25 protein-coding genes are annotated in these 25652 nt (G+C 60.3%); 8 read left to right on the forward strand and 17 right to left on the reverse strand.

The window, feature by feature from the left end:
• Positions 1 to 300 (reverse strand): hypothetical protein (locus tag IH881_06030; GenBank protein MCH7867238.1); only part of this gene is annotated, 300 nt, incomplete at its 3' end.
• Here IH881_06030 and IH881_06035 point away from each other — a divergent pair.
• Both IH881_06035 and IH881_06040 read left to right on the forward strand, forming a co-directional pair.
• Complete coding sequence (locus tag IH881_06035) at positions 187 to 672, forward strand: hypothetical protein (GenBank protein ID MCH7867239.1); 486 nt, start codon at positions 187 to 189, stop codon at positions 670 to 672. The two genes, IH881_06030 and IH881_06035, sit on opposite strands and share 114 nt — an antisense overlap.
• Positions 659 to 1909 carry an aldehyde dehydrogenase family protein gene (locus IH881_06040; GenBank protein ID MCH7867240.1) on the forward strand — a complete coding sequence of 417 codons (1251 nt, stop codon included), beginning with the start codon at positions 659 to 661 and terminating at the stop codon, positions 1907 to 1909. The genes IH881_06035 and IH881_06040 overlap by 14 nt, the downstream gene beginning before the upstream one ends.
• 19 nt (positions 1910 to 1928) lie before the next feature.
• Here IH881_06040 and IH881_06045 read toward each other — a convergent pair whose 3' ends face one another.
• The 7 genes from IH881_06045 to IH881_06075 all read right to left on the reverse strand — a co-directional run bounded on the left by IH881_06045 (position 1929) and on the right by IH881_06075 (position 9319).
• A complete protein-coding gene (locus IH881_06045) occupies positions 1929 to 2708 on the reverse strand; it encodes an enoyl-CoA hydratase/isomerase family protein (GenBank protein MCH7867241.1) in 780 nt (259 codons plus the stop codon).
• A gap of 30 nt (positions 2709 to 2738) precedes the next feature.
• The gene (locus tag IH881_06050) at positions 2739 to 3152 is read right to left on the reverse strand and encodes an OB-fold domain-containing protein (GenBank protein ID MCH7867242.1); all 414 of its coding nucleotides are present in this window, start codon (positions 3150 to 3152) and stop codon (positions 2739 to 2741) included.
• A gap of 36 nt (positions 3153 to 3188) precedes the next feature.
• Positions 3189 to 4352, reverse strand: coding sequence for a transporter (locus tag IH881_06055; GenBank protein MCH7867243.1), 1164 nt, complete (start codon positions 4350 to 4352; stop codon positions 3189 to 3191).
• 16 nt (positions 4353 to 4368) lie between these two features.
• Complete coding sequence (locus IH881_06060; protein ID MCH7867244.1) at positions 4369 to 5337, reverse strand: amidohydrolase family protein; 969 nt, start codon at positions 5335 to 5337, stop codon at positions 4369 to 4371.
• Positions 5338 to 5436: 99 nt separating this feature from the next.
• Entirely contained in the window at positions 5437 to 7884 is a 2448-nt protein-coding gene (locus IH881_06065) for a xanthine dehydrogenase family protein molybdopterin-binding subunit (protein ID MCH7867245.1), read from the reverse strand.
• A 62-nt stretch (positions 7885 to 7946) separates the two neighbouring features.
• A complete protein-coding gene (locus IH881_06070; protein ID MCH7867246.1) occupies positions 7947 to 8444 on the reverse strand; it encodes a (2Fe-2S)-binding protein in 498 nt (165 codons plus the stop codon).
• Positions 8441 to 9319 carry a xanthine dehydrogenase family protein subunit M gene (locus IH881_06075; GenBank protein ID MCH7867247.1) on the reverse strand — a complete coding sequence of 293 codons (879 nt, stop codon included), beginning with the start codon at positions 9317 to 9319 and terminating at the stop codon, positions 8441 to 8443. The genes IH881_06070 and IH881_06075 overlap by 4 nt, the downstream gene beginning before the upstream one ends.
• Positions 9320 to 9568: 249 nt before the next feature.
• Here IH881_06075 and IH881_06080 point away from each other — a divergent pair, with 249 nt between their 5' ends.
• From IH881_06080 to cofH, 6 genes are all read left to right on the forward strand, one after another.
• Positions 9569 to 10453 carry an enoyl-CoA hydratase/isomerase family protein gene (locus IH881_06080; protein ID MCH7867248.1) on the forward strand — a complete coding sequence of 295 codons (885 nt, stop codon included), beginning with the start codon at positions 9569 to 9571 and terminating at the stop codon, positions 10451 to 10453.
• A 450-nt stretch (positions 10454 to 10903) separates the two neighbouring features.
• The gene (locus IH881_06085; protein MCH7867249.1) at positions 10904 to 13159 is read left to right on the forward strand and encodes a nitrite/sulfite reductase; all 2256 of its coding nucleotides are present in this window, start codon (positions 10904 to 10906) and stop codon (positions 13157 to 13159) included.
• A 3-nt stretch (positions 13160 to 13162) separates the two neighbouring features.
• Positions 13163 to 13741 carry a hypothetical protein gene (locus IH881_06090; protein MCH7867250.1) on the forward strand — a complete coding sequence of 193 codons (579 nt, stop codon included), beginning with the start codon at positions 13163 to 13165 and terminating at the stop codon, positions 13739 to 13741.
• Positions 13742 to 13779: 38 nt separating this feature from the next.
• Positions 13780 to 14109, forward strand: coding sequence for a rhodanese-like domain-containing protein (locus IH881_06095; protein MCH7867251.1), 330 nt, complete (start codon positions 13780 to 13782; stop codon positions 14107 to 14109).
• A 122-nt stretch (positions 14110 to 14231) separates the two neighbouring features.
• Positions 14232 to 15461: a 7,8-didemethyl-8-hydroxy-5-deazariboflavin synthase CofG gene (cofG, locus tag IH881_06100; GenBank protein MCH7867252.1), complete on the forward strand. Its 1230-nt coding sequence runs from the start codon at positions 14232 to 14234 to the stop codon at positions 15459 to 15461.
• Entirely contained in the window at positions 15461 to 16714 is a 1254-nt protein-coding gene (gene cofH, locus IH881_06105) for a 5-amino-6-(D-ribitylamino)uracil--L-tyrosine 4-hydroxyphenyl transferase CofH (protein MCH7867253.1), read from the forward strand. Before cofG ends, cofH begins: the two co-directional genes overlap by 1 nt.
• A 40-nt stretch (positions 16715 to 16754) precedes the next feature.
• Here the strand turns inward: cofH and IH881_06110 are convergent, their stop codons facing one another.
• The 9 genes from IH881_06110 to IH881_06150 all read right to left on the reverse strand — a co-directional run bounded on the left by IH881_06110 (position 16755) and on the right by IH881_06150 (position 25544).
• Positions 16755 to 17741, reverse strand: coding sequence for an isopenicillin N synthase family oxygenase (locus tag IH881_06110; protein MCH7867254.1), 987 nt, complete (start codon positions 17739 to 17741; stop codon positions 16755 to 16757).
• Position 17742: 1 nt separating this feature from the next.
• A complete protein-coding gene (locus tag IH881_06115) occupies positions 17743 to 18720 on the reverse strand; it encodes a hypothetical protein (GenBank protein MCH7867255.1) in 978 nt (325 codons plus the stop codon).
• A 72-nt stretch (positions 18721 to 18792) separates the two neighbouring features.
• Positions 18793 to 20163, reverse strand: coding sequence for a hypothetical protein (locus tag IH881_06120; GenBank protein ID MCH7867256.1), 1371 nt, complete (start codon positions 20161 to 20163; stop codon positions 18793 to 18795).
• 149 nt (positions 20164 to 20312) lie between these two features.
• Complete coding sequence (locus IH881_06125) at positions 20313 to 20624, reverse strand: hypothetical protein (GenBank protein ID MCH7867257.1); 312 nt, start codon at positions 20622 to 20624, stop codon at positions 20313 to 20315.
• A 2-nt stretch (positions 20625 to 20626) separates the two neighbouring features.
• On the reverse strand, positions 20627 to 21364 hold the full coding sequence (locus tag IH881_06130; GenBank protein MCH7867258.1) for a hypothetical protein: 738 nt from the start codon (positions 21362 to 21364) through the stop codon (positions 20627 to 20629).
• Positions 21365 to 21556: 192 nt separating this feature from the next.
• Positions 21557 to 21868, reverse strand: coding sequence for a hypothetical protein (locus IH881_06135; protein MCH7867259.1), 312 nt, complete (start codon positions 21866 to 21868; stop codon positions 21557 to 21559).
• A 2-nt stretch (positions 21869 to 21870) separates the two neighbouring features.
• Positions 21871 to 22608 carry a hypothetical protein gene (locus tag IH881_06140; protein MCH7867260.1) on the reverse strand — a complete coding sequence of 246 codons (738 nt, stop codon included), beginning with the start codon at positions 22606 to 22608 and terminating at the stop codon, positions 21871 to 21873.
• Positions 22609 to 22838: 230 nt separating this feature from the next.
• Positions 22839 to 24389, reverse strand: coding sequence for a response regulator (locus IH881_06145; protein MCH7867261.1), 1551 nt, complete (start codon positions 24387 to 24389; stop codon positions 22839 to 22841).
• Positions 24390 to 24443: 54 nt separating this feature from the next.
• Positions 24444 to 25544, reverse strand: coding sequence for a hypothetical protein (locus IH881_06150; protein MCH7867262.1), 1101 nt, complete (start codon positions 25542 to 25544; stop codon positions 24444 to 24446).
• Positions 25545 to 25652: the final 108 nt, after the last annotated feature.

Raw genomic sequence — 25652 nt, forward strand, 5'->3', positions numbered from 1 at the left:
GTCGGGTTTCGCGTCCGAGAAGGTCACGCGACCGTCGTCGGGAATGGGCAGCCGCGGCCCGAGCACCCATGTGGTCGGACGGGAGCGCGCGCGGCCCCGGGCGCCCAGGTCCGCGGTCGGAGTCGACAGGGCGAGCAGGGTGACCGAGGGACGCTCCCGCTCTTTCTCGTAGATGAAGTTCAGGACCTGAACCTCGATCATCCCGCCCCCGGGCAGGACGACGTCGAGCTCGCGATCCTCACCGGCCTTCAGAAACTGCGTGGACTCGTAGGGGCGCCCTCGCCTGTCGGAGTTGACCACGAGGAGGCGGACGATTCCGGGCTCGAGGTCGAAGCGTTGGGTGGGAAACCGGGAATCTTCTCGGCCAGGTTCGCGGGAGAATGCGCGACCTCAGTCGAAAAATGCCGGGAGCTTCTGTCTCAGTTGAAGGAGGTTCCCGAGGAGGGCCGGGGTGCGGCGTTTCAATGTGTCGTCGCGCTGGCCCGGCGGGCGCTCGCGGGCGCAAGCGTGTACGTTTATGCCGTGCGGAGATCGCGCGGCTGGGTGCGTCAGGCCGTCGAACTGGCCGTCCGTCCCGAGGTCGAGATCCATGCTCTGTGGACCGGTTTGGCCGTTGAACTGCACGACCACGGTCGAAGCCACGGAACCCATGGCACGCATGGCCGCATATGAAAGGCAGGACGTCCTTGCCCACTGCGTTGTGCGCTTCAAGCAGCGCTTCGAGGAACTGGCCTACGCTTTGTGCATCGAGGCCGGTAAGCCGATCCGGGATTCGCGTGACGAGGTCGACCGCCTGATCGACACTTTCCGCATCGCCGCGGAGGAATCGGTCCGCATCTTGGGCGAAGTCCAGCCGCTGGATATCTCGCCGCGCGCCAAGGGCTATCGGGGCATCTGGAAGCGCGTGCCGATTGGGCCGTGTTCATTCATCTCGCCCTTCAATTTTCCGCTGAACCTGGCCGCGCACAAGATCGCTCCGGCGCTCGCGGTAGGCTGTCCGTTCGTGATGAAGCCCGCCTCGCGCACGCCTCTGGGGGCGATCATCATTGGCGAAGTCTTGGCCGAGACAAAACTGCCGAAGGGCGCGTTTTCAATTCTGCCGGCCACGCGCGAGGGATCGGACCTGTTCACCACTGACGATCGGCTGAAGCTGCTCTCCTTTACCGGTTCCCCGGGAGTTGGCTGGGCGCTCAAGGCCAAGTCGGGCAAGAAGAAGGTCGTGCTCGAACTCGGGGGCAACGCGGCGGTCATCGTGGACGCAGACGCTGACCTCGAAGATGCCGTCGAGCGCATCGCGTTTGGCGGCTACTACCAAAGTGGTCAGAGCTGCATCAGTGTGCAGCGCATCCTCGTGCACGAGGCCATCTACGACGCCTTGCGGGACAAGCTCACCAAGAAGGTCGCGAGCCTGATCATGGGAGACCCCAAGAAGGAAGACACCTTCATTGGGCCGATGATTTCGGAAAAGGAAGCGATGCGGTTGCACGGTTGGATCCAATCCGCAGTCGAGGCCGGGGCCAAGGTGTTGACCGGCGGACATCGCGAGGGCGTCATGCTTCAGGCGACGCTGCTCGAGGATGTTCCGCTCGATGCCGACGTAGCGTGCAAGGAGGCGTTTGGTCCAGTGGCGCTGCTGCGCAAGTTCTCAGACTTTGACAAAGCACTCGACGAAGTGAACGACAGCGACTTTGGTCTGCAGGCGGGGATCTTTACCCGGGATCTCTACAAGGCCCAAAAGGCCTGGGACACCCTCGAGGTGGGGGGTGTCGTGATCGGCGACGTTCCGAGTTGGCGCGTAGATCATATGCCCTACGGCGGAGTGAAGGACAGTGGTCTGGGGCGCGAAGGGTTGCGGTTTGCGATCGAAGACATGACGGAAATCCGCCTGATGATAATTCGGAGCGCTTGATCTTCGACTTGCTCTCGGACTACTTCCCCGTGTATACGGGGCGCCGTTTCTCGCTAAATGCCAGCGGTCCCTCTTTCGCATCGGCCGAGTTGAGCACCCGTTGCCCCAGAGATTTCTCGAGTACGAATCCGGGCTCGAGATCGAGCGCGCGTACCGCGATCTCTTTCGCTGTGCGCATGGCCAGGGGGCCGTTGCGGCACATCCTCTCGGCGAGCTTCATCGCGCTGGGCATCAAATCTTCGAGGGGCACCACTTCGTTGATGAGTCCAATCTCATAGGCCCGTTTGGCGTCGATGTTCTTGCCTGTGAGCAAGAGTTCCATCGACATCGCCCAGCTGATTTGCCGCGGCATGCGGATATGGGTGCCGCCGAGGGGTATCAGGCCCATTTTGACTTCGCCCAGACCGAAGGTCGCGTGTTCGGCGGCGATGCGAATGTCGGTGCCCAGGAGCATCTCCAATCCTCCGGCGATGCAGAAGCCGTTCACGGCGCAGATGATCGGCTTGTAGACATCCGAAAACTGGCGCTTGGTAATGTCTGGGAACCCCATCGGGTCGCCACTGGTGAGCAGTGGGGCCGCAACCTTGAGATCGAGGCCAGAAGAAAACGCTTTGTCTCCGGAGGCCGTGAGCACACCGATCCAGAGATCGTCGTCGTTCTGCACTTCCATCATCGCTTCTTCGATGCCCGTCAGCATCTCCATGTCGAGGGAGTTCATCTGCTCGGGACGGTTGATGGTGACCACGCCGATGTGGTCCTTCTGTTCAAACTTGACGGTGGGCGGATAGGCCACGTTGATGCTCCCTGAGGGTTTGTCTGTTCTCGAGAATCAGACCCGTTTGAATTTGGGCAGCGTCACATCGTCGGTGACGTCGTCGTAGTAGACCCCGACCTGCATGTCGATCTCGAGATCCGCGGGCGCGACGTCGCTGACCACACTCAGCAGCCGCACGCCTTCCTCCATCTCGATTACCACGGGCGCGTAGGGGCACGCCGTGGCAAAGGCCGGGTGCAGAGGTCGTTCGACGACGGTCCAGGTGAAGATGCGACCGCGGCCGCTCGAGGGGATCCACGACCAGTTCCAGGAACCACACCCGGCGCACATCTCTCGCGGGACATGCCGATAACGCTCGCAGTCGTCGCAGCGCTGAAAGTGCAGCGCGTGATTCTTGCAGTGGTCGTAGAACTCCTTGTGGAGTCCGCCGAGTTCGGGAAGTGGCAGGTTGTAATCGCGCTCGCTCATGTGTGAGTCTCTCTCATGAATTTGATCCTGGAATCGCTAGTTGCCCAGAATCGCGATGCTGCCGTCGCCAAAATCACCCCAGCCCGTGACGACGCCGATTTCAGCGCCCGCGATCTGGCGCTCGCCAGCGTCTCCCCTCAATTGCAGGGTTGCTTCGACGATGTGATTCATCCCGAGTACGTGGGCTTCGGAGAGCAAGCCACCGTGGGTGTTGATCGGGAGTTCACCGCCGAGTTCGATCCGGCCCCCCTCGACGAAGGCTCCTCCCTCGCCGCGTTTGCAGAACCCCGCTTCTTCGATCTGTTGCAGCACTTCGAAGGTAAAGCAGTCGTAGATCATTGCGAAGTCTGCATCCGCTGGCGTGACCCCGGCCGCTCCAAAGGCTTCGGGGGCTGCAATCGTAAGTCCGGTCTTGAAAATGTCTGCGCGGTTGGTGATCTCGTCGGCGGGATAGGGTTGGCCGGCGGCGGCCCCCATGATGATGACGGGTTTCTTGTCGAGGTCGCGCGCCCGCTCGACCGTGGTCACTACCACCGCGGCGGCGCCATCCGTCTCGATACAGCAATCGAAGATGCGGTAGGGGTCCGCGAGCATCGGCGAAGCGAGGTAGTCCTCGAGGGTCATCGGCTTGCCGCACATCACGGCGTTTTCGTTGAGTTGGGCGTGCTTGCGCATGGCCAGCGCAATGCAGCCGAGTTGTTCCGCCGTAGTACCAAACTCGTGCATGTGGCGGCGAGCGATCAATGAGTACCAGTGTGGAGGCACGGTGAGACCGAAGGGCAAGTAGAAGTCTCGCGCAATCTCGCCGCCGGGAAGCGAGGCCGTATCCAGACTGACCGTCTGTTTCACGCGCGCGCCGGAATAGCCGTTCCAACCGGCCGGGATCAACACGTGGTTCGCCATTCCCGTCGTCACCGCGGCGGCGGCTGCCTGGAGTGAGGCCACCGGCGCGGCACCGCCCATATGAATGATCGATGCGTAGCGCAGATTTTCACAACCGAGGTTGGCCGCAAAGCTTTCGGCATGCCCGAGGTTCGGAAAGGGCATGATGCCGTCGATGTCCTTGCCCTTGAGACCGGCGTCGGCGATCGCCGCCGCCGCCGCTTTCAGTTGAATACCCAGTTGCGTCATGCCCGAACCGGGCTTGCGACAATAGTCGGTCTGGCCGATCCCGATGATGCAGGCCTGATCCTTCACAATGTCTCCAAGGGTATGCTCAGACCCGTTTCTTGTCGTCGATCTTGGCGAGGCGTGCCAGGTTCTTGCCCAGGAAGCCGGCGCGCATCTCGGAAGTGATCTCCAGGTACCCGTACTGCTCGCGCAGTTCTTCGGGGATCTGCAGGTTTCGAACCCAATCCACCACGCGCTTGGTGTCGTCGAAGGGCAAGTCGAGCCCCATCACGATCTTGCTCGGATCAACCCACTGCAGCGCAGATCCGATTGCGTGATAGCCGCGGTACGGCGAGCGCTGGTACCAGCCAACAATCCCCGACATGCTCATGTAGAGGTTCTTGTGCTTGCCGCACAGACCCATCAGTTCCTCGGTATGGGGCCATGCCATGTGGTAACAGATGGCCCTGAGGTCGGGGAAGTCGATCATCACTTGATCGAGGGTATCGGGGTGCGTGTGCTTGCTCGGCTGGGGTACGACGTAGGACATGCCGGTGTGGATCGTGAGCGTGATGTCGAGTTCCTGCACCTTTTCGTAGAAGGGCCACATGCGGGGGTCGTCGAGGGGGCCGTCGTCCTCGGGCATGTAGACCTTGCACAGCTTGGCGTTGCACTCTTTGACCATGTACTCGAGCTCCCAGATCGCGTGCTTGATGCCGCGCTTGAGAATCGGACCGACCATGCATTCGAGATACATGCGATCCTTGTAGGGCTCGATCTGGTTGATCATGAACTGGTTGGTCGAAAACGCGACGGTGCCGCCGCTGATGTCCATCATGCCCTCGCGCAAAGCGAAACAGACATCCACCCCGGCTTCGTCCATGTACTTGATGAGTTCTGAGGCGAGCGGGTGGGGCCATTCGCCCGTGAGATCGCGGTTCGACCAGGCGCGCATCACCCCGTCTACGCTGTCCCACCAGCGCTGGTTGTCCGGGTAGTAGGCGACTTCTGCCAGGGTGCCGGGATTCATGAAGTGGCACTCGGAAAGAGCGACAAAGTGGTTTTCTTCGGTCATCGGGGGGTGATCTCCTTTGGTTGTTCTGCTGCCGCGCGCACTGCGCGGCGATTTAACTCCTGCCTTTCGAGCCCTGGCCTCGCTTCGCTCCGACGGGGTTCAATCCCCAGCTTCGCGGAGCAGGTTCCAGATTCGCATCGGCGAGGCGGGTACTTCCGTGGCCTGTTTGCCCAGCGGCGCCAGCGCGTCGTTGATCGCACACAGGATCGTCGCCGGAGTCGTGTGAATCGCTCCCTCGCCACATCCCTTGGCGCCCAGGGGTGTGAAGGGAGAGGGTGTCACGATTTCACCCTTCACCGCCAGTGGTACATCGCTCGCCGTCGGCATCAAATAATTCATGTAGTTGGTCACCAGAGGCTGGCACTCGTCGTCGTAGAGGTATTCCTCCAGCAGTGCGGCTCCGATGCCCTGGGCAATGCTGCCCTGGAGTTGGCCCTCGAGGGTGGCCGGGTTGAGACGCGTGCCGCAATCGTCGACCACCCAATAGCCCGTGATCTCGGTCGCCCCGGTCCTGCGATCGATTTCGACGGTGACAATGTGCACGGACTGCGCCGCCGTCAGATAGCTCTTCGCGCGCCCCTGGTCGTCGGGTTCGGTTCGCCCCGCGGCCGTCCATGCGTAAGTGGCTTCGGGGCGCGGATCGATTTCGGGGGGCAGTAGATCGCTGCGTCCCAACATCATGCCCGCAATGGCCGACACCGGCAGCTGGGCCTGTTCGACCCCCGGAATGCCGATGATCCCATCATGGAGTTGCAGCGCTTCCGGTGGCGATTGAAACACCCCCGCCGCCACCGTGATCATTTTTGTCTTGATTCGCTCGCAGGCGCCCAACACCGCGCCGGTAATCGCGACCCCGAGACGGCTGCCACCGGGACCGAAATGGGGCGGCGCAGTCTGGGTGTCGAGGCAGAGCACCGAAATGTTCGCCATCTCGAGGCCAAAGTAGTCGGCGACTAGCTGAGTGATCAGCGTGTATTGCCCCTGGCCCTCGAGAGAGAAGCCCACTCGCACGGTGACGTTGCCCATCACATCAAACGCGACCGTGGCGCCTTCGGGTTGCCCGATGCCCGGCATGCCGATGATCGAGTAGGCGTTCGGGTCCATCACCCCGGGCTCGATCGCGGTTCCAACGCCGATTCCGACCAGCCGTCCCTGTTCCCGGGCCTGGGTCTGTTCTTCGCGCAGTTTTTGGTAGTTCGCCATTTCGAGCACTTTGTCGAGGACGGCCTCGTAGTCTCCGCTGTCGTATTCGTTGCCGCTGGGGATCGTGTAGGGAAACTGTTCGGGTTGGATGAAGTTCTTGCGCCGAATTTCAGCGGGATCGATTTCGAGTTTGCGCGCAGCCATGTCGACCAGGGACTCGAGCACGAAGTTTTGCGGCGGCGGACCCATGCCGCGATACGGATGTGCGGGCACCTTGTTGGTACAGGCCAGGGTGAGATCGTATTCCGCGGTGCCAATCGTGTAAGGGCCCGTAAAGCAAGTCAGCACCTTGGCAGCGCTGATCGATCCATAGCCCTCGCCGTTGGCACCGATGTCGTCGACGAGCTTTACGCGAAAACCGGTGAAGGTTCCGTCGGCTTTGACGGCCAGGGATGCCTCGTAGTGGCGATCCCAGGCCTGGCCCGCGCCGCCGATCAAATACTCGATGCGATCTTCGATCCACTTGATCGGGCGACCGCGCGCTTTGCGCGAGAGCAGCGCGGTAATGTCGATGCCGCGGGGAAGTCCCTTGCCGCCGAAGCTCCCGCCGTGGGGATAGGTGATCAGGCGGACTTTGTTGGAGGGCAGTCCGAGCACCCCGCACCGCGCCAGAGCCGTAAAGTTGGGGGCCTGGATGCTTGCGCGGATCACCAATTCGAGACTGCGCGGGTTCCATTCCGTGATGCAGCCAAAGGTCTCGGTGGGATTCGCGCCCATGCGATTCCAGCGGAAGGTCTGCTCGATTATGTGGTCGGCTTCGGCGAAGGCGGCGTCGACTTCGCCCCAGGTGAAGGTGCGCTTGAGCATGATGTTGTTGCCGCGTTCTTCGAAAACCAGCGGGCCATCGTCGTCCAAGATCGCTTTGAACGGATCCGACACGACCTCGAGAACTTCGTAGTCGACATCGATCAACTCGAGCGCGTCTTCGGCGATGTAGCGGCTGGTCGCGGCGACGGCCGCAAGCGGCTCGCCAACAAACCGCACCTTGTGAGCGGCCAGCGGGAGATCGCCCCAGCCCTCAGGCATCGTCATCGGCGGTGAACTCCACTTGAGTGCATCGTCCCCCGTCACGATGGCGATGACGCCGGGCAGTGCGAGGGCTTCGTCGAGATTGATGCTTTCGATCTTTGCGTGAGCCAGTGGGCTGCGCAGGATGGCGCAGTGAAGCATGCCCGGCAGGCTCACGTTGTCGATGAACTCGACTTCGCCTGTGATCAGAGCGGGATCTTCGACCCGGGGTACGGCCTTCCCAATGAAGCGGACTTCGCTCGTCGGCAGATCTTCGATCTTGTTGGGAATCGCCGTCGTCTGCTTCGTCTGCGTAGTCGATGTCGTGGTCGTCATCTCGGGTTGAACCTTTCGGGTCTCCGTGTTCGAGGTTGCTGTGCCGGTCGTCGCGCGATTCGTCAGGCGCTCACCGCCGATTTACCAGCCTGCAGTTTCTTGATAGCCGACGTGACCGCTCGGCGGATGCTTTCGTATCCCGTGCAACGGCAGAGTACGCCGCCGATCACGTCCATGATCTGTGCTTCTGTGGGTTTGGGGTTGTCGCGCAGCAACTCAAAGATCGCCATCACGAAGCCGGGGGTGCAGAAGCCGCACTGCAGTCCGTATTCTTCGACGAAGGCCTGTTGGATGGGGTGGAGTTCCGAGTCTTCGGAGATGCCTTCGATGGTGACGATCTCGTGGCCGTCGGCCTGCACCGCCAGGGTCAGGCACGAACGCACGGCCCGACCGTCCAGCAAGATGGTGCAGATGCCGCAGACGCCGTGTTCGCAACCGACGTGCACGCCTCCCAAATGGAGTTCATGGCGCAGGAAGTCCGTCAACAACATGCGCGGCTCGACGTTGGCTTCGTGGACTTTGCCGTTGACTGTGACGCGAATCAATTTGGTAGTGCTCATGCGACCGCCCCGATGCGCCCGACCGCTTCGGCGAAGGCGCGTTCCGCGAGTGTCGATGCAAGGTCGCGCCGGTATTCAACGCTCGCGTGCACGTCAGAAGTCGGATCCTCGACGCCGTCCATCATTTTTGCGCAGGCCGCCGCGAACAGTTCCGGGTTTGGCCTTTCGCCGTTGACCGCTGCTTCCACCGCCTGGCAGCGGATCGGCGTCGCGCCGAGGGCGAAACCCACGACCTTCGTGTTTTCGCAGTGACCGCCGGCATCGAGATTCAGCGTGACCCCGACCCCAGCCATGGCGAAGTCGCCGTGACGTCGGGCAAATTCCTTGAAGGACCAGCCCGTATTCGGCGACATCGCCGGGATGCGCAGCTCCGTGAGGATTTCGCCTTCTTGAAGTGCCGTCGTGAAGTAGGTGATGAAGAAGTCCGAGGCCGCGATCGTGCGCTTCCCACCCGATCCCACAGCCGTGATCTCGGCATCGAGCAACAGCGCCACCGCAGGATATTCCGCGGCGGGATCCGCGTGTGCGACCGAGCCGCCTACGGTGCCGCGATTGCGAATTTGTGGATGGGCGATCATCAGCGTCGCCGCATGCATCAGCGGCTGGGTGTTCTCGACAACGGGGGAAAACTCGATCGTGCGTTTGGTCGTCATCGCGCCGATGTGGAGTGCGCCGTTTTCTTCGCGGATGAAAGCGAGTTCGTCGAGCTTGCCCAGATCGACCAACAGTTCCGGCCGGGCCATGCGCATGTTCATCGCAGCGATCAGGCTCTGACCACCCGCGAGCACGTGAGACTCGACATCTTCGTCGGCGAGATAGCCTATGGCCTCGTCGAGGGTGCCGGGGATCACATAGTCAAATGGTGCCGGTTTCATCGCTCCTCTGTTTCGCCCGGGTTGGCCGTTTGCACCGGAAAGTCGAAAGAACTGCCAGATGGCTAGGTATAGGTGCGAATTCGCAACGCGGCAAGCAATCGCGAGTCCCCCGAAAGCTCCAAAAAACGCACGGTTTTCACCCGAATCGGTGGGGGGAGTCTGTGGCTCGGACATCTCGATGTCGTTACTCTGGCGCCAGAGGAAGCCGAGACAGTTCGATGGAGTCAACGGGCGGTTGAGGAGCGCAAAATGAGTTGGACGAAATGGCAAACGGTTGAGGGCGAAGGCCTCGATTTCGAGGAGATCCTCTTCGAAAAGAAGTCTCACCGCGATCTGGGCGGCGGAATCGCGCGGATCACAATCAACAAGCCAGATGCCATGAACGTCATGACCGTGGCCACGGTCGAAGAAATGTTTCGCGCCTTCTACGACGCCAATCATGACACCTCCATCGGCGTGATCATCGTGGCCGGCAGCGGCAAGCACTTCGGTGCAGGTGGCGACGTCGATTGGGAGAAATGGGGGCTGCGCGAAGCCTTCTATAACCGCTATCCGCACAACCGGTTGATCCGCCTCTCGCGCAAACCGGTGATCGCCCAGGTTCAGGGCTACTGCATCGGCGGGCACAACCACATGGCCTACTGCTGCGACTTCACGATCGCGGCGGACAACGCGATCTTTGGCCAGGCGGGTCCCAAGGTTTCGAGCCCGGCCGATGGCTTCTTCGTTCCGTATCTCACCAAGGTCGTCGGGGCGAAGAAGGCGCGCGAGATGTGGATGATGTGTCGCCGCTATACGGCGCTGGAATGCGAACAGATGGGGCTCGTCAACAAGGTGGTACCGCTGGAAAATCTCGCAGACGAAGTCGACCAGTGGTGCTCCGAACTGTTGGGCGTGAGTCCCGGTTGCCTCGAGGTGCTGAAGGCGGCGTTCGACCAGGAAATGGACGGCTATCAGGAGATGGGAATCCTGTCGAGCAATTTCTACCCCGACTGGTTCGACATGCCCGAAGGCAAAGAGGGCGGGGCGGCCTTCGGCGACCGCCGCACGCCAAAGTTCTGGAGTCTGCGCGAGCGCGAAGCCAAGCTGCGCGAAGAACTGATTGCCGAGTATGAGAAGGAATCGGGCAAGTAAGTAGAAGCGCGGCCGAGCCGGGCCACGCGCCCCGACACCGAAAAACTCGGACGCGGATCTCTTTTTGTCCGCTCGCAGGAATCAATAACCACATAGTTCGCCGTAGAATTTGACGATATAACCGTTTCCGCTACGATGTTTTTTCGCCTACGCGCCCGCGAGCGAATCGGAGAGCAGCAGGTGTTCAATGGAGCACGGCAATTGCGGGTGACGGGCGCTCCCGGGTACAGTGCCCTTGCGTCGTTCGGGAGATCGGAACCGGAACAATCGGCCGGTCTGTTGCAGCGATCCTGCGCGGAACGGCCGGGTGCTCGCTTTGAATACTCGGCACGATGCCCGTCGAAACATCGCGACGGAACGCGCCTTGCCAGCGAGCGACTCAGTGACAATCAATTGCGATACCGATACCAATACCGATACCAATACCGATACCTATAGGGAGCCCTGAGCATGGGTGCCGAGAGCTGGAAAGAAGTTCTGCACGACAAAATGGATGCGGGCTGGGCCGAGGAGATCGATCAGTTCGACAGCCAGATGGCCCTGCGCAAACTGGGCAAGTTGGGCGAAAAGGTTTTCGCAGAAACGCGTCTGCGTCGCGGGGTCTACGGTCAGCGCTACGACAACGGCAAGCGCCACGACGGCACAGCCGATCAAACCCTGGCTTTCGCCGACGTGCCGACCAAGGGTCCCGAAACGCTTTGGGACGCACCCGGCATGTGCCGGATCAAGATTCCCTTTGGTGGCGTCTCCGCCGAACAACTCGAAGTCCTCGCCGACTGCTCCGAGGAATACTCGGACGCGATCCTGCACGTGACGACCAGACAGGACTTTCAAATCCACTACGTTCATATCGAAGACACCGCGGACCTGATGCGAAGGCTCGCTGCCGTCAACATTACGACCCGCGAAGCTTGCGGGAACTCCGTGCGCAACGTCACGGGCTGCCCACTGGCCGGGGTCTGCAAGACCGAAACCTTCGATATCTCCCCCTACGCCCAGGCGCTGATGACCTTCATGCTCGGTCACCCCGACGTCCAGGACTTTGGCCGCAAGTTCAAGCCCGCATTCTCGGGCTGCGAGCACGAGGCCTGCGGTCTGGTGCAGATGCACGACGGCGGTTACGTCGCGCGGGTGGTCGACGGCAAGAAGGGCTTCAAGATCGTGGTCGGCGGTGGACTCGGCGCGGTGCCCCACCAGGCCGCCGTGCTTTCGGAGTTCACACCGGTCGAAGAGTTGCTCCCCGTGATGCAGGCGGTCGCCCGGGTGTTTGCGCGTCTCGGTGAAAAGAAAAACCGCAATCGAGCGCGCATCAAGTTTCTGGTTGCCAAGATCGGGATCGAAGAGTTCAAGCGCATGGTCGAAGAAGAGCGCAAGACGCTCCCCCACGACGATCGCTGGACCTCGCTGGTTACCGACATGGCGCCGACGGACAACGAGCCCACGGCCCCGGGAGCCGAGCTGGCCCCAGGTGATCGCCCCGATGGATTCGCAGCCTGGTTCGACACCAACGTGCGTGCCCAACGCCAGGATGGCTACTCGGTCGTGACCCTCAACCTGCCTTTGGGTGATCTCACTGCAGATCAGGCCCGGAGTCTCGCCGATATCGCGCGCAAGTGGAGCGGCGACAACATGCGAACCACGGTCGAGCAGAACATGGTGCTCCGCTTTGTGTCGAACGGCGATCTCGTCGCGGTCTTCGAAGCCCTCACCGCGGCGGGCATTGGGGCTGCGGACGGCGAGACCATCGTCGACGTCACTTCCTGCCCCGGCACCGATACCTGCAAGCTCGGCATTGCCGCGAGTCGCGGACTCGCCAGCGAGCTGCGCCAGCGTCTGGCCGCCAAATCCGCCAGCATGCCCGCTGCCGTCAAGGCGTTGCGGGTGAAGATATCGGGTTGCTTCAACAGCTGCGGGCAGCATCACCTCGCCGACATCGGTTTCTACGGCAACAGCCGCAAAGTAGACGGCCGCACGGTGCCACACTTCCAGGTGATCCTCGGTGGTCAGTGGGGCGAGAACGCCGGCAAGTACGGTATGGCGATGGGCTCGGTCCCCAGCAAGGCGGTGCCGGAAGTGGTTGAAGCCCTGACCGACGCCTATGTCCAGAGTCGCGAGGGCGACGAGAGCTTCAGGGGGTTCGTCGAACGCACTGGCAAGCGAAGTATGCGCGAGATCATCAAGCCCTTCATGAAGGTCGCACCCTACGCGGAGGCCCCCGAGTTCTACAGTGACTGGAGTGATGTGCGCGAATTTACCATCGGCGACCTCGGCATTGGAGAGTGCGCAGGAGAAATGGTTTCGCTGTTCGGTATCGAAGTCGTGAAGGCCGAATCTCAGGGCTTCGACGCCCAGATCGCCCTCGAAGAGGGAGACTTCGAAGAAGCCGAAGACCTGGCGTATCGCTCGATGATCTCGGCGGCGCGCGCGTTGGTGCGGCTCGAATTCATCGACGTCACCGAAACTCCGGACGATGTCGTGAGCGAGTTCAAGACCCGCTACTTCGACAACGAGCGCTTCTTCGATCGCTTCGCCAAGGGAAAGTTTGGGCAGTACCTGCTCGACCGACACGCCACGGCCCCGGATTCGATCGATCGGGACATCGCCTCCCGGAGAATCGAAGAGTCTCAGCTCTTTATCGAAGCAGCCCATGCTTGTGAACTCAGGATCGAATCCGCATCGATCCTCGCTGGGGCAGCGGAGGCCTGATCGATGATTCCCAAGCGTATCTCCGTCAAGTTGTTTGCCGCCGACCCGGAAGCCGAGGTCGATCTGCACAAATACATCCGCGTGTTTCACGAGTTCATCCGGGAGAAGAAGGTCGAGGGTCTATTGATCGACGTGGCAGATTACAGTCACGTGCCCGAAGGACCGGGTGTGGTACTGATCGGCCACGACGTCGACTACAGCATCGATCTGAACGGCGGTCGCGCGGGACTCATGGCCCTCGCCAAGCGAATCGAAGGAGGAAACCTCGCCGACCTGTTCGACGATGTGGTTCGCAAATGCCTGCTCGCAGTCAAGGCGGTGCAGGAAGACGGATCGACCGGGATGTCGTTCTCAACCGCCAGATTGCGGGTGCAGTTGGTGGATAGGCTGGCAGCTCCGAACAGCGACGAGGGCTACGCGTCGGTTCAGCCCGAATTCGAAGCCCTGGCTGGAAGAGTATTCGGCGACGGCGCAACGGTGGAACGCGTCGAAGGCGACGAACCGCGCCGGGTACTGGGGGCGGAACTGTGCGCCAACAAAAGCGATGATCTCGATACCCTGCTCGCGCGCCTGGAGCGATAGTCGGTCGCAAACCTTGCATCCCCGATCGAGGAAGATTCATGGCTCAGCAATGCGATTGGGATATCAGCGTTGAAGACCTCAAGCAGCTCAAAGACGACGGGGCGACGTTCCAGTTGATCGATGTGCGCGAACCCGGGGAGTACGAGGTAAGCGAGATCGGCGGTGAGTTGATTCCCCTCGGTATCCTGCCCGAGAAGATCGAGAGCCTCGACCCCGACGCCCACATCGTGGTGCACTGCAAGAGTGGCGGCCGCAGCGCTCACGCGGTCAAGTTGTTGCGCGCCCATGGTTTTACCAACACCTGGAACGTGCAGGGCGGGATGATGGCGTGGATTGCGCAGATCGATCCGGATCTGCCGCTCGGGTAGGCGCCTTCGAGACTATGGGAGACTCCTCCCGTGGGGTATGATCACGGCTTGCGCACGGGAGCGGACCGGGTGGGTCACGCCCCCGACTCGCAAACCGCACGGCGAAAGTCTCGAGGTTCAGCGTGAGCCCTGTCGATCCCCAAAGTCTCCTGTCTCGGAGCGAAGCGCGTTCGCTGCTCGCTCGCGTTCTCGACGAGGGGAACCTCGATCGAGTCTCCGCGGGCAGGCTCGCCGCAAGTCTCCCCGACTCCATCGTCTTCGAACAAATTCTCGAAGCCGCCGCCGAGAGCAAGCGGCGTGGCAAGGGAGATGTCGTTACCGTTTCGAAGAACATCTTCATCCCACTCACCAACCTGTGCCGGGATCGCTGCAACTATTGCACCTTTGCCAAGCAGCCCGGAAGCCCCGACGCCCACAACTTTGAACTCGACGAGGTCGCCGAATCCGTGCGGGGTGGCGTCAAGACCGGTTGCATCGAGGCGCTCTTTTGTCTCGGCGACAAGCCCGAAATCGCCTATCGCTACCACCGAGACTGGCTGGCCGAACGCAGTTGGGGCAGCACCAACGAATATCTCACCGAGGCGTGCAAGGTCGCGTTCGACGGCGGCATGCTGCCTCATACCAATGCCGGCATTCTGACCCAGGAAGAAATGGCGGTGCTGCGACCTCACAACGCTTCGCTTGGATTGATGCTCGAATCGACCAGTCAGCGTCTGCGAGAGAAGGGTGGCCCGCACTTTCACGCGCCCGACAAAGAACCCGCGCGTCGGATTCGCATGCACGCCGAAGCGGGCGAACTGCGCATCCCATTTACCAGCGGCTTGTTGTTGGGGATCGGTGAGACCGACGAAGAGCGGGTCGATACCCTGTTTGCGATTCGCGAGCTTCACGAACAGTACGGCCATATTCAAGAAGTCATCGTGCAGCCGTTTCATCCGAAACCCGATACCAAGATGTGCGACGTCCCGCCCATCAGCGACGCCAACGTCGCCGGCTGGGTGGCCATTGCACGCTTGATCCTCGGCAGTGAGATGAACATCCAGGCGCCGCCGAACCTCGCTCCGGAAGTGCTCGAACTGCTCTTGCGCTCGGGACTGAACGACTGGGGCGGCGTTTCGCCGGTGACTGTCGACTTCATCAATCCCGAAGCCCCGTGGCCCGCACTGTCGCAACTGCGCGAGCGCACCGAGGCTGCAGGACAGCAGTTGCGCGAGCGGCTACCGGTTTATCCCAACTACATCAGCGCCGGGCGTGATTGGTTCGATGATGCGGTTTGGGAAGCGTTGCCCAAATTCATGGACGCCAAGGGGTTTGCCCGGAGCAGGCCCGCAAAAAACGAGGAGGCTGCCTGATGTTGGATCGACTTTCGAATTCCGTGAGCCCCGACGTTGCTCGAATTTTGGACCATGCCCTCAGCGGGGGCGAGATCTCCACCCGGGACGCCGTCGTCCTGCTCGAAACAGAAGGGCCGGAATTGCACGCACTGCTGCAAGCGGCGGATCTCGCCCGCAAAGAAGACGTTGGCGACGACATCAGTTACGTGGTCTGCCGCAACATCAACTTCACCAACATTTGCTACGTCGGGTGTTCCTTCTGCGGTTTTGCGCGTCACGCCGACGAAGCGGAGGCCTACGACCGCAGCGATGAAGAGTTGCTGGCCAAATGTGCCGACGCCGTAGCCCGGGGTGCGACCGAGGTGTGTATCCAGGGCGGCATTCATCCGCAGAAGGATCACCATCACTACCGCAATATTCTCCTGACCATCAAGGCGGTCTATCCCGATCTTCACATCCACGCGTATTCTCCCGAGGAGATCGACTACTCCCACAAGAAGAGCGGTATGGAGCTGGCCGAGTATTTGCGCTGGCTGATGGAAGCCGGACTCGGAACGATGCCCGGGACCGCCGCCGAAATTCTCGACGACGACATTCGCAACATCCTGTCGCCCAACAAGCTCAAGACTGAGCGTTGGATCGAGATCGTGCGCACGGCGCATTCCGTGGGCCTGCGCTCGACCTCGACCCTGATGTACGGCCACATCGAAACCCCCGAGCACATCGCCAATCACCTCGGAATCTTGCGCAACATTCAAAAGGACACGGGCGGCTTTACCGAGTTCGTGCCCCTCGGTTTCATTCACGAAAAGAACACCCTGTACAACTACATGGGTGCCCGGGCCGGGGCGACGATGAATGAAGACCTGCGCATGGTGGCCGTATCACGGCTTTTCTTGAGGCCTTGGATTACCAACATCCAGGTTTCCTGGGTGAAGATGGGGATCAAGCTCGGGCAGATGGCCCTCTCCAGTGGTGCCAACGACTTTGGCGGCACCTTGATGGAGGAGTCGATCAGTCGCGAGTCCGGCGCAGATCACGGAGAGAACACCCCCGCAGAAGATTTCCGCAGTTACATCCGCGAACTCGGCCGGGTCCCGGTCGAACGCAGTACGCTGTACAAGATACTGCGTCGCTTCAAGGATCCGGCCGACGACCCCGCTTCCCTCGAGCCCGAAGCTTCGTTGGTGGTCTCGGGTCCCGAGCGTTTCCGGGACGGTTCCCACGTGAAAGCGGTCGACGTCCACGCTCCAGAACTGAACAACTACTAACGAAAAGTTCAGGAGATCAAACCGATCTCTTTTTGACCCGTCAGGAGATCAACCCGATCTCCTTGAGCCGCTCCTCCAAAAACGCCGCTGCAGTCGTGGGCGGGTACTTTGCCGGGGTCTCGGGCTCGACAAACGCCTCGTGCACACTCAGATCGCAGTCGGGGTAGGGGTGGGCGAAGTAGGGCAGTGAGTAGCGGTGGCGGTCGCGGACTGCGTCCGGTGTGATGACCCGATGGGTGGCGGCGGGGACGACGTCGTTGGTCACGCGCGCGAGCATGTCACCTGCGTCGACAATGATTTCTCCCACGTGTGCGGGAATCGCAAGCCACTGCCCCTCGCGAGTCAGAATTTCGAGACCCGCGTCTGTGGCTTCGCAGAGCAACGTGATCAAGTTGATGTCTTCGTGGGGCGCCGCGCGAACAGCCCTGCCGGTGGCGGACGGGGCTTTAGCGAGTGGTGGATAGTGAAGCGCGCGCAGGATGCTGTTTCCATCGCGCAGCATCCCGGAAAAAGTTTCCTTTGGTAGTTCGAACCCCAGCGCCAGGCTTTCGAGCAATGTACCCGCACACGCGTCGAGGGCGTCGTAGAGTGCAAGACTCGCAGCTCGCAGTTCCGGGATGTCTTCAGGCCAGATGTTGTCCGGGTAGTGGGCACGCAGGGGATGATCGGGGGGGAGTTCACGACCCACGTGATAGAACTCTTTCAGGTCGGGCTCGCGCTGTTGTTTCGCGTGTTCGATGCCAAAGGCGGTGAACCCTCGCTGCCCCCCCGCGGCGGAAGCGCACAGCGCCTTTTCCGGACTGTCGCGCGAAAAGAACTTTTCGAATTCCCGGTAGACCTCGAGGATCAAATCTTTGTCGATTTGATGTCCGCCGATGCGAACGAACCCGAACTGGGTCAGCGCATCTCGCAGGCCCCGCTGGAACTGGGTGCGAACTACCGGATCCGGCGAGCGAGCGTCCCTGAGATCCAGTTTGGGAACCTGCGATTCTCGACGAGTCTTCTGCTCGGGGGTCGGCTTGCTCACGTCAGGCGGCGGGGCTCGCGCTGGGCTCTTGAACGTAGGTCGCGGACAAAAGTTCGATCCATGCCGGGTCTTGCTCGGGTTTCGCGGGGCGCTCGTATGCGATACCGCGGCGATCGAGATCGGAACAAAACCGCTCCCAAACCTGGTTGATGGACATGTCCTCGCTGTGCTGCAGATAACGCTGCTCATCGTTTTCGTCTTGGAAGACCCGCGCCTTCCACGAAATGCTGATGCGCAGCTGTTCGTAAGTCAGTTCGGCCCGTGTTTCGCCTCGGTCTTCGATGGTCCAGCAGTCGCCGTTCTTGTAGACCAGGCGTGCATCGGAGGTGAGATCCGAGAGCAGCCCCTTCTCTGCATCGCCCGTGGGCCGCACCCGATGAAACATGCGGTCGTTGTCGCCCACCACCGCGGTATTGAAGATCGAACCCTCGTGGGTCTTCATGGGAGCATTGGGTCCGTCCGGCCAGTAGTCGAAACCCCCATCGCTACCGCGATAGAACCACGCAACCGAAGTCGCGATTTGAACGCGCTCGGCTTCAAAAAGCCGCGAGTGATTCATGCTGGTCAGCACCCAAATGGGATGGTCGGTTCGATTGACGCCGCGAAATTCGGGCACGTCGATGTGTCCCCCGCCCTGGGAAAAGGGAAGCTGCCAGGTGAGGTTGGAATAGACGGAGAAGGGTCGGATGCGACTCGATCCAAAGATGTCGCTCGCGGCTTCGCTGAACTTGGGATGGTGCAGCAGGTCGTCTACGTCCGGGATCAACGGCTCTTCATAAGCCCAATCGCCGCGAAAAACGGACGCGATGAACATCGGCTTCTCGCGGCTCGCAGATCCCGCGTTGGATTTGTACTCGGCGTCGCTGTTGAAGTACCGCTGCACCGGAGCGTAGGGACCATTCGCTTCAATTCGGCTGCGAATGCTGTCTGGATTGTCGAGGACAGAATCGATTGGAACCGGGGGAAAGCAGGTCGTCATCCGGGGATCTCCGCAGGAGGTGAATGCAAGGAGTCATGCTCGGAATCATGTTCGGAATGAATATACCCCAGTTCATGCACCCCAGGGCGTGATCGTCGCCTTGAGCTTCTGGTAGCCTTCGAGGAATCCGGGGCGCTCCCCCGCGTAGATCTCGTCGAAGGTTGCGAGCGCCGCGTCCAACCATGCATGGAGTTCCGCGTTGTCGGGGTTTGCATCCCGATATGCCTCTCGGATCAGTACGAAGTGGATGCGAGGATCGTAGGGCTTCTTGGTCCCACCCATCGATTCATCCCCGTCGAGCAGGCGCAGCAACATGGCGTCGGCGGAGCCCAGGGTCTGTTCGTGGATCGGCGGCCCACTCATCCTGTACATCACCGAGGTCATATCCCGGCCGTTGCCGGTGGTGTATCCCATCTCGCCCCACAGATCTTTCATGCTTTCTTTGGCGCCGACTTTCTGTAGCACCAGGTCGCCGAACCGGCGCAGCGGGTCCGAGACGTCGGCCAATAGATCGGTCAGACGATCTCCGTCGAGATCGGTCGCCAGGATGATCACCTCTTGATGTTCGATCAGGTCCCATAGCAACAGACCGTAGTTCGTGTCGGCGATGTGCAGTTCGATCTGCCCACTCCAATTTTCCATGCCCTGCTTGAAGTCCTTTGGAAGCAAAGCGATGATCTTATCTACCCGTTCTCTGTGTTCAACGTATCCGTCTACCGCGTACTTGCGGCCGATGCTGAACTTCGTGTCCTGCAGCAGCCACGAGAACAGCCCGGTATTGATGCCGTCTTCCATGGCCTGGGTGGGCTTCATGGCAACCCGGCCGAGTTTGCCCGACTCGTTCACCATTCTCAGGAAGCGCCGTCCCGCGTACGCCATCTGGACACCGGGGGTATTCATCTCCGAGTGGATGATGCCGGTCTTTGAGTCGACCTTGAACGCCGCGCGGTCCTGGGAGTAGGGAAGGTTCGGCATGCTGCGCACCACCGTCACACAACCGTAGGGGCGCACATTGCAGTAGACCCCGGCCTGGGTTCGCAGGGGCGCGTTGCCACTCTTGCCCGCGACCACGACCTTGCCACCCTTGCCGTCGTTCACGTAGGCGTCGCCGGCGGTCGACCACTTGATAGACGCGCACGGCATGTTTCCGAACCAACTCAGGGGTTCGAGGGCAAGGTCGTGTCGATACTGCGCCCACATGGGTACCGCGTAATAGGGAAGCCCGAGCACATCGATAGCGGCGACGGTGCCGAGCAGCGCGTACGCGTCGGTGAGCGAATGTGCCACTGGGTTGACCTGGCCGTCGTGGTTGCCTCCCTGCCAGATCACCGCATCGGGGTAGCCTTTCGGGCGCACACTGCTGGTGGTAAAGAGTTTGCCTAGAAGCCCCAGCAAATCGCCGCCGGAATTCTCGGTCTTGGCGATGTTCATGAGGTCCAGCATGTGGTTCTTCTCCCGTTAGGTCCTGATCGATTGGGGAGATCGAATAGCACGCTCAGCGAGAAAGCGCGGGGTCCTTCGAGAGAATCCACGGGAACGTGCTCGCGGTGGGGTTGGAGAAGAAGGGGAAGGTCCGCGTCTGTTGGGAAGGCTTAGCCGACCCCGCCGAGGCGCCGGAAGACCGAGTCGGAATTTTGGATCGGAGCGGTGCTGGTATCGGCTGTTCTTGTGATTTCTGCCATCACGGCGGTGCAGGTCGTAGCGGCGCAATCGATACCGCGAGCCTCGAGCTCTGCTGGCATCAGTTTTTCAAAGACCGCCGAGAGCTCATTGAGGGTGAGGTTGTTCACATCCAGGCCCGCGTCCTTGAGCGCAATGCGCAACGTTCCCCGGGCTTCGAGTCGGGAGAGGGGGGTGTTGCTCTCGAGTTGATCGGCAGCATGATCGAACAGAGTCGTCGACATGGTCAGCCCTCGATGCTTTCTGGCACTGTGGCCGATTCGAGCCAACGCTGGTAGAAGACCGGCGGAAAGAAGGCAAGGAAGAGCGTCACGATCCCACACATCTCGATCGCGCCGGTCACGGACGCCATCGTCCTTTGGAATGCCAAGCTCGTCTCCATGGGAGTCGTAGCGAGGTCATTGAAACACGCGGATGTCTGAAAGACGCCAAAGAGAGCAAACAACAGGTAGCGATTCGCGACGACGTGATCACACAAGCCGACCCGCACCCGCCGCTTTGCACTGGCGTGACAGAGGAAAGCCTCGATCGCAAACCACAAGCAGGGAATTGAGTATCCCAGCCACACGGCCCAGTACCAAGGGTTTTGGAAAACGTAATACTCTTCACCCTGGACGATCCATGCCGTCATGCCGGCCACGAGCGCAACGATGCAGAACCGGACCAACCCCGTGGCCCAAGCGATTTCTGGACGAAAGACCAGTCGCGCGAAGAGCACGAACGGGATCACACCCACGCAATAGAGCGCCCAGGACACCAGATCGATCGGGTTTCCGGTCATTGCCTGTTCGAAGTACAGCGGCAACTGCCAGAGCACGTACGCCAAACCCGTGAAGACGAAGTAAGCGCCCAGCAGCTTTTCGGGAGTTTCTCCCGTGCGCCAGCTCAGCATTATCAATCGGATGCCTACGACCAGAAAGAAAGCAGCCGCGATCAGTTGCACGATGAGTGCGCTATCGATCAATTCCGCTCTCCTCGAAAGTTTCCGCCAATAACGTATACGTAATGTTGTGTATGTTACGTGGATTGCGCATCGTCTTACTCAGGGATTCACTTGAGTGATCATTGAGTGAATTGAACCTGGCCGATGTGGGCTAGACGAGATGGCGATCGGGCGGGATTGGAGCAGTGGAGGGTTCGCGTCTGCTTGGAACGCTCAACCGCCCCCGCCGAGACGCCGGAAAACCGAGTCGGCGTTCGCGACCGGAGCCGCGCTGGTATCCGCTGTGCTTGCAATTTCCGCCATCACGGCGCTGCAGGTCGTGGCGGCGGAGTCGATCCCGCGATCTTCGAGCTGCTTGGGCATTATTTTTTCGAAAACGGCCGAGAGCTCATCGAGGGTGAGGTTCTTCACATCCAGGCCCGCGTCCTTGAGCGCAATGCGCAACGTTCCCCGGGCCTCGAGTCGGGAGAGGTGGGTATTGCTCTCGAGCCGATCGGCAGCATGATCGAATAGCGTGGGCGACATCGTCAGCCCTTCATGCTTTCTGCCCCAGTGGGCGACTCGAGCCAATGCTGGTAGGAGGTCGGTGGGAAGAAGGCGAGGACTAGGATTACGATCCCAAGTATTTCGAACAGGCCGAGCGCGATGGCGAAACCCGTAACGACGATCGCGCTTTCCGCCTCGGATGTAGAAAGGACGTCAACGATGCACGAAAGCATCTCAAAGACGCCAAACAAACCAAACAACAGGTAACGATTCGCGATGACGTGATCACACAAGCCGACCCGAACCCGCCGCTTCGCACTGGCGTGACAGAGGAAGGCCTCGATCGCAAACCATGCGCAAGGAATCGAGTATCCCAGCCACACGGCCCAGTACCAAGGGTTGTCGAGAACGTAGTACTCGCGGGCCTGGACGATCCACATCGTCAGGCCAGTCACGAGCGAAACCGTGGTGAGTCGGACCAACCAGGTGGCCCAAGCGGAGTCGGGACGAAAGACCACACGTGAGAAGTGCAGAAACGGGATCACGCCCACGGCATAGAGCGACCAGGCCAACAGATCGATCGGATCTCCGGTCCAGGCTTGCTCGAGGTATGTTTGCAACTGCCATACCCCGTACGCCAAACCCGCGAAGACGAAGTAAGTACCCAACAGCCTTTCGGGAATTTCTCCCGTGCGCAAGCTCAGCCGCAACAATCGGATGCCTATGACAAGGAAGAAAACAGCCGCGGTGAATTGAGCGATGGTTCCGAGGTCGATCAAGTCTGCTCTCCTCGAAACCTTCCGTCGAGAATGAATATGTACCACTGTCTATGACGCATGAACTGCGCATCGTCTCGCTCAGGTCTTCACTTGAGTGATCGTCCAATGAAACTCCGATAAACGGGTGAATCTGGGCAACTTACGGGGATATGCGGTGCTCGTTGCGCATGCATGATTGATTCGGGTTGATCAGGGGAGCCGAACGATGGAGTCGGTCGGGCGAGGGGTTCCTACACGCGCTGGGTCGCTTCGGGGTCTTCCGGCAGCACGACGTGCACGGTTGCGCCGAGTCCCGCCTTCGATTCGAGCCAAATCTTGCCCCCGCGACGCTCGACGATTTTCTTGCATAGGGCGAGACCAATACCGGTACCCGAATAGTCGAGCTTGCCGTGCAGGCGCTGGAAGATGACGAATACGCGCTCCCGATATTGTGGGTCGATCCCGATGCCGTTGTCTTGCACGAGAAAATGCCAGGAATCGCCCTCCTGGTCGGCGCTGATGTGGATGACCAGCGGCTTTTCCGATCGGAATTTGATCGAATTGGCAATGAGGTTCTGAAACAACTGCGTCAATTGCGTGCGATCGGCCACGATCGACGGCATTGCTTCGACCTCGATCTGGGCATGACTCTCCGCGATTGCCTTGTCGAGATTCAAGATCGCATCCTGTATGGCATCGCGACAGTCGACGGGGTTTGGCGTCTTGTCGTTCCCGCCGATCTGAGACAAGGTGAGCAAATCCTTGATCAGGACCCGCATACGGTGCGCTCCATCGACTGCAAAATGCATGAATTGAAGCGCCTTATCATCGAGATGTTCAGCGTATTTTTCCTCGAGTAGTTGCAGGTAACTGATGATCATCCGGATCGGTTCCTGCAGGTCGTGCGACGCAACGTATGCGAACTGCTCCAGTTCCTGGTTTGACCGCGACAAGTCGTCGATCGCGTGCTTTAGCTGCAACTCGGCTTCCTTGCGTGCTGTAATGTCGGTATGCGTTCCGATCATGCGCTGCGGCTGGCCGCGTCGGTCGTAGTCGACAGCGCGGCCCCGGCTTCGGATCCAGACCTGCCCGCCAGACTGCGGGCGCATCCGGAATTCGCAGTCATAGACCGTGCCGTCGACAATACAGGCCCGTGTGAGCGCCAGGATTCGCTCCCTGTCCTCGGGGAACAAGAGGTTCTCGAATGTCTCGCGGGTGGGCTCCAAGCTGCCCGGTGGGTAGCCGAGCATTGCGCCCCACCGATCGCTATAGCTCACTTTGCCGGTCTCGAGGTCCCAGTCCCACACTCCATCCTCGATGGCATCGACCAGGTAGGCCTGTGTTCTCTTGAGCTTTTCGAGTGCGTCGTCCAACTCAGAATTCTTCCGCGCCAGGTCATTGCGATAGCGACATAGACGAAGATGCAACTCGATGCGCGCCTTGATTTCCTCGAACTGAAAGGGCTTGCTGACGAAATCAATTCCACCGACTTCGAGCGCCTTCACCTTGTCCGCTGCCTCGGTCAAGGCACTGATGAAAATCACAGGGATATCTCTCAGGCGCGGGTTTGCCTTGAGTTTCTGGCAGACTTCGAAGCCGTTCATGATTGGCATCTTGATATCGAGGAGGATCAAATCTGGGGGATCGAGTTCCGCCGCACTCAGGGCGAGGGCGCCGCTCGGAGCGGGCTGAACCCGATAGCCAACCCGCCGCAACATTGAATTGAGTAGGTCGAGATTCGCCGTCGTGTCGTCGACGATCATGATCTTGGTATTTGCGTGGTGTTCGGACTCGGTGGTCATCCTTTGCTTTCTCCGGTTCAGCCTTGTAATTCGATGATTCCGGTGTGGTCGTTACTAAAATAAAAGTTGGAAGCCCAAGTATGCCTCGCTTGACTCACTGGTCGAGCTCGAATCTTGGTTCCCATAATACACGACGAACTTCGCGTTCATTTGTTTGACGTAGTAGTTGATTCCGACATCCCATCGCCGCTCATTCTCGCCGCCGTTATTCGCGTTGAACGCTTGATAGCGAACGTGCGGCTGGAGCTGACCCTTCAGCTTGCCGGGCCCGTACAATCCCGGTAGGTACCAGCCTGCGGTGATGTAGTACGCAGTGCCATCTGGGCGAGCATTCCCAGCGGCAGTACTGCCGCCGTTGTTGTCGTAGAAGAACCAGGCGGCATCAAGCATGGGGGTCCCCAGGTCGTCGAGGTTTTTTTCGAAGAGCAGGTCAATGCTGAGCCCGGTGAAATCATGACCTTCGCCTGCTCCGTCGGCCTGGTACTGAACCACCGCACCCAGGGTGAGTATGTCCTTCTCGCCGAAATAGGTGCTGCTGTTGTAGTAGCCGGGCTCCGGATCGAGAAACGCGATGCTGAGTTTTGCATCAATCGAAGGCAGCTTGGACTCGCTGCCGGCGCCCTCGAAGAGGCCGATATGATATTTGAACATGCCGTCTCCGACCTGGCCCCAGAACGCAACCCCATCGTCTCGGCCTGAAAAGATCTGCGGGAATCGGTCTGATACCAACGGATAAACCCAAGTGTTCAGAAAAAACGGTCCGCTGAAATTCGCGCGAGCGCTTGGCGGGATCATTCGCCCGCCCCAGACGTTGAGCTGGTCATTGATCTCGAATTTTACGATGCCATCGAGCAGCGATGTGCCTGTGGAGCTGAGGTCGACATTGACATCGAATTTGATCCACTCGTGCACTTGACCGCTGAGGTACATCCAGGCGGTCTCGAGATCGATGTCGAACGCCCAGTCGTCGTCAGAAGCTTTGGGTGTGGTTCGATTCTGCCTTGCGCCGATGATCGTTCGGAGGTTGGCCCCCAGGCTGATCCACCGGGTCTCGTCCATTTCCATCTTGTACGCCGCGCTTGCCACTGCTGCAGGCAGTACCACTGCTACGCACGCGATTGTCGCTACACCACGCACCGCGAATGACCGTGTCACTGCTCCCTCCCCGGTTCCCGGTGAGAAAATCCAAGCAGAGACTAGTCTGATATTTCAAGATGCAACCTGGCGGTTTACCGGGTTTTGATTTCGGAGATCCCCCATGCT

The organism is Myxococcales bacterium, assembly GCA_022563535.1.
Lineage (GTDB): Bacteria > Myxococcota_A > UBA9160 > UBA9160 > UBA4427 > DUBZ01.

Bases quoted from the DNA above. Each gene is read 5' to 3' on its own strand.
- IH881_06040 (MCH7867240.1), top strand. From the start codon at position 659: ATGGCCGCATATGAAAGGCAGGACGTCCTTGCCCACTGCGTTGTGCGC.
- IH881_06050 (MCH7867242.1), bottom strand. From the start codon at position 3,152: ATGAGCGAGCGCGATTACAACCTGCCACTTCCCGAACTCGGCGGACTC.
- IH881_06060 (MCH7867244.1), bottom strand. From the start codon at position 5,337: ATGACCGAAGAAAACCACTTTGTCGCTCTTTCCGAGTGCCACTTCATG.
- IH881_06065 (MCH7867245.1), bottom strand. From the start codon at position 7,884: ATGACGACCACGACATCGACTACGCAGACGAAGCAGACGACGGCGATT.
- IH881_06070 (MCH7867246.1), bottom strand. From the start codon at position 8,444: ATGAGCACTACCAAATTGATTCGCGTCACAGTCAACGGCAAAGTCCAC.
- IH881_06075 (MCH7867247.1), bottom strand. From the start codon at position 9,319: ATGAAACCGGCACCATTTGACTATGTGATCCCCGGCACCCTCGACGAG.
- IH881_06080 (MCH7867248.1), top strand. From the start codon at position 9,569: ATGAGTTGGACGAAATGGCAAACGGTTGAGGGCGAAGGCCTCGATTTC.
- IH881_06085 (MCH7867249.1), top strand. From the start codon at position 10,904: ATGGGTGCCGAGAGCTGGAAAGAAGTTCTGCACGACAAAATGGATGCG.
- IH881_06090 (MCH7867250.1), top strand. From the start codon at position 13,163: ATGATTCCCAAGCGTATCTCCGTCAAGTTGTTTGCCGCCGACCCGGAA.
- IH881_06095 (MCH7867251.1), top strand. From the start codon at position 13,780: ATGGCTCAGCAATGCGATTGGGATATCAGCGTTGAAGACCTCAAGCAG.
- cofH (MCH7867253.1), top strand. From the start codon at position 15,461: ATGTTGGATCGACTTTCGAATTCCGTGAGCCCCGACGTTGCTCGAATT.
- IH881_06115 (MCH7867255.1), bottom strand. From the start codon at position 18,720: ATGACGACCTGCTTTCCCCCGGTTCCAATCGATTCTGTCCTCGACAAT.
- IH881_06120 (MCH7867256.1), bottom strand. From the start codon at position 20,163: ATGCTGGACCTCATGAACATCGCCAAGACCGAGAATTCCGGCGGCGAT.
- IH881_06125 (MCH7867257.1), bottom strand. From the start codon at position 20,624: ATGTCGACGACTCTGTTCGATCATGCTGCCGATCAACTCGAGAGCAAC.
- IH881_06135 (MCH7867259.1), bottom strand. From the start codon at position 21,868: ATGTCGCCCACGCTATTCGATCATGCTGCCGATCGGCTCGAGAGCAAT.
- IH881_06145 (MCH7867261.1), bottom strand. From the start codon at position 24,389: ATGACCACCGAGTCCGAACACCACGCAAATACCAAGATCATGATCGTC.